3 protein-coding genes are annotated in these 2,819 nt (G+C 60.3%); 1 reads left to right on the top strand and 2 read right to left on the bottom strand.

What is annotated here, in order from left to right; all coding sequences use genetic code 11:
* The coding region (locus AC07X6_RS28475) for a methyl-accepting chemotaxis protein (RefSeq protein WP_494793211.1) at window positions 1–975 on the bottom strand (975 nt) is incomplete at its 3' end.
* A 217-nt stretch (window positions 976–1,192) separates the two neighbouring features.
* On the bottom strand, window positions 1,193–1,684 hold the full coding sequence (locus AC07X6_RS28470; RefSeq protein WP_230541945.1) for a chemotaxis protein CheW: 492 nt from the start codon (window positions 1,682–1,684) through the stop codon (window positions 1,193–1,195).
* Window positions 1,685–2,017: 333 nt separating this feature from the next.
* Between AC07X6_RS28470 and AC07X6_RS28465 the strand changes: the two genes are divergently transcribed.
* Complete coding sequence (locus AC07X6_RS28465; protein ID WP_494793210.1) at window positions 2,018–2,668, top strand: HD domain-containing protein; 651 nt, start codon at window positions 2,018–2,020, stop codon at window positions 2,666–2,668.
* Window positions 2,669–2,819 lie beyond the last annotated feature (151 nt).

The raw sequence follows: 2,819 nt of genomic DNA, 5'->3' as shown, positions 1-2,819 counted from the left end.
CTGGTTCGCCTGGCGCGCATTGTCCGCATTCTGTTTCACGGTACTGGTCAGCTCTTCCATCGACGAAGCTGTTTCCTGCAGGGAACCTGCCTGCTCTTCCGTGCGGGAAGACAGGTCCTGGTTGCCGGCAGCGATTTGCGTCGAGGACGTGGCGATGCTGTCCGTGCCGCTGCGCACTTCACCCACGATATTGAGCAGGCCGGTATTCATATCCTTGAGCGCTTGCAGCAATTGGCCCGTTTCATCCTTGGCGCTGGCATCGATTTGCGCCGTCAAGTCGCCATCGGCCACCTTGCGGGCGATGTCCACGGCCGTGCGCAGGGGGCGCACGATGCCCGTCATCAACAGCCAGGCGCACACGATGCCGAAGGCCAGCGCCAGGGCCGACAGCAACAGCAGCAGCTTGCGGCTGGTAATGGCGATGTCATCGATCTGGCGCGCCGTGGCGTCGATGGTCGCGCGCTGGTGTTCCAGCAAGCCGTAGACCATCTTCTGGTATTTGGCGGCGGCAGGCACGAAGGTCTTTTCAAACACTTCGTTGGCGGCCTCGACCTGGGACTCGCCCTTGAGCTTGTAGACCTGGTCGCGCGAGCCGACATAGACTTCGCGCAATTCCAGCAGGCCGGCGAACATGGCCTGCTCTTGCGGATCCTTGAGCAGCGCCGCGATCTTCTTTTGCAGGACCGCCGAGCTGGCGGTCGATGCTTTCGACTCTTCGGCAAAAAAGCCGCTCAGCGACGTGTCGCTGCTGCGGGCGATGGCGATCGTGCGCCGCACGGCGCTGTCGATGCGCGTATACCAGTCGGAAATATAACGTTCCTTGGCCAGTGGCTCTTCCATCATCGTGCGCGTGGCGCTGGCCACGTCATGCAAACGCCAGACGCTGATGCCGGTAATAAGCATGGAAAACAGCAAAATGACGGCAAAACCCAATCCCAGACGCACCCCGATGCTGACGTTTCTTAACAAATTCATGTGAACCATCCTAATATCCTGAAGACGCGCCCTGCAGCCCGCGCCAAGGGCAGCGTGGCGGACGCCGCCAAATCTGTCCTGACAAGTAAACTGGCGCACGGTTCGGTTGAACCGTGCGCCAGGAAAATGCGCTAGCGTGCTCCCTGCGGAAACGATATGCAATACTTAATGTCAATAGTTTTTGACAATATGGAGGGAAATTCTGTTCACTACGGCATTACGCCGCCAGTTTCTCGATCAAGCCCATGTCGGCGCTGGACATCAGCTGGTCGATATCGACCAGGATCAGCATGCGCTCGTCGATGGTGCCCAGGCCGATCACGTATTCCGTGTCGATCGAGCGGCCCATGTCCGGCGCGGGCTTGATCTGTTCCGGCATCAGGGTGGTGACGTCGGAGACGCGGTCGACGACCATGCCGACGACGCGGTTGCCGATGTTGAGGATGATGACGACGGTAAACTGGTCGTAGCTGGGCGTACCCAGGTTGAACTTGATGCGCATGTCGACGATGGGCACGATGATGCCGCGCAGGTTGACCACGCCCTTGACGAACTCGGGGGCGTTGGCGATGCGGGTCGGCGTTTCATAGCTGCGGATTTCGCTGACTTTCTGGATGTCGATGCCATACTCTTCCTGGCCCAGGGTAAAGGCCAGGTATTCGGCAGCCTTGGCAACGGTAGTGCCAGTGTCGCTGGAATTGGTGTTCATGATAATCCTTTCGTTAACTCGCCTGGGGCGCAGGCCAAGGCACGCTGCGCGCAAGCCTTGGACGTGACAAAAACCATCCACGAGGGAATGGCTGCCACTTGTAGGTTTTTTTGCAAATACTTTCTCGCAATTAGCTTATGCTTCTAATTTCCGTGCGGCAATGTTACCCCATGTAAATTTTACATGCACTAAAAAAGAGCACTCGGCGGTTTGAATATTTTCCAAAATGCAATTACTGTGGCAAATACAGTACGCCGGCGCACTTGGCCGGCCGCCGCACGCGGCGGCGTTTTATGCCACACTGGCGGCCCCTGCTTTTTACGACTTTGAACCATGGATTCTTTGCTTTCTCAATGGCAGCCACGCCTGCTGGCGCTGGCCACGGCCGGCCTGGGCGATGACGGCGCCCACGACATCAACCACCTGCACCGCGTCTGGCGCAACGCCAGCGTCCTGCTGCAGGACCATGCGCAAGCGGATGCCCTCACCGTGATGGCCGCCTGCTATCTGCACGACCTCGTCAACCTGCCGAAAAATCACCCCGAACGGCACCTGGCCTCGCGCCAGGCGGCCGCCCTGGCTTGCCGCCAGCTGGCCGAACTGGAATTCCCGGCAGAAAAACTGGCCGGCGTGGCACACGCCATCGAGACGCACAGTTTTTCCGCCAACCTGCCGCCGCACACGCTTGAAGCGCAGATCGTGCAGGATGCCGACCGCATCGACGCGCTGGGCGCCGTGGGACTGGCACGCCTGTTCTACACGGCGGCGCGCATGGATAGCGCGCTGGCGCATGGCGCGGATCCGCTGGCCCGGCATCGCGAACTCGACGACAAGGCATACGCGCTCGACCATATCGTCACCAAGCTCGACAAGCTGCCCGGCAAAATGCAGACGGCGGCCGGCCGCGCCCTGGCCGAACAGCGCCTGGCCGTGCTGACGGATTTCCGCGCCGCCTTTGCCGACGAATGGGGAATGGGCGCATAAGCTTGGTGGCGATAGCCAGCAGCGCGCATGCTGTCTATAATGCAAGGCTCAGCGATCGCGCCGCGCGCCAGCAGAACACTGCCACGCGCCGGCGCTTTGCCAACGCGCCGAAAGCATGCATGTCCGATAAAACCCGCCCCGATAGCCATTC

The sequence above is a fragment of the Janthinobacterium sp. GW460-12-1-14-LB5 genome (assembly GCF_059423585.1).
The sequence above is the reverse complement of the archived record's forward strand: the minus strand, read 5'-3'. Positions and strand labels throughout refer to the sequence as shown.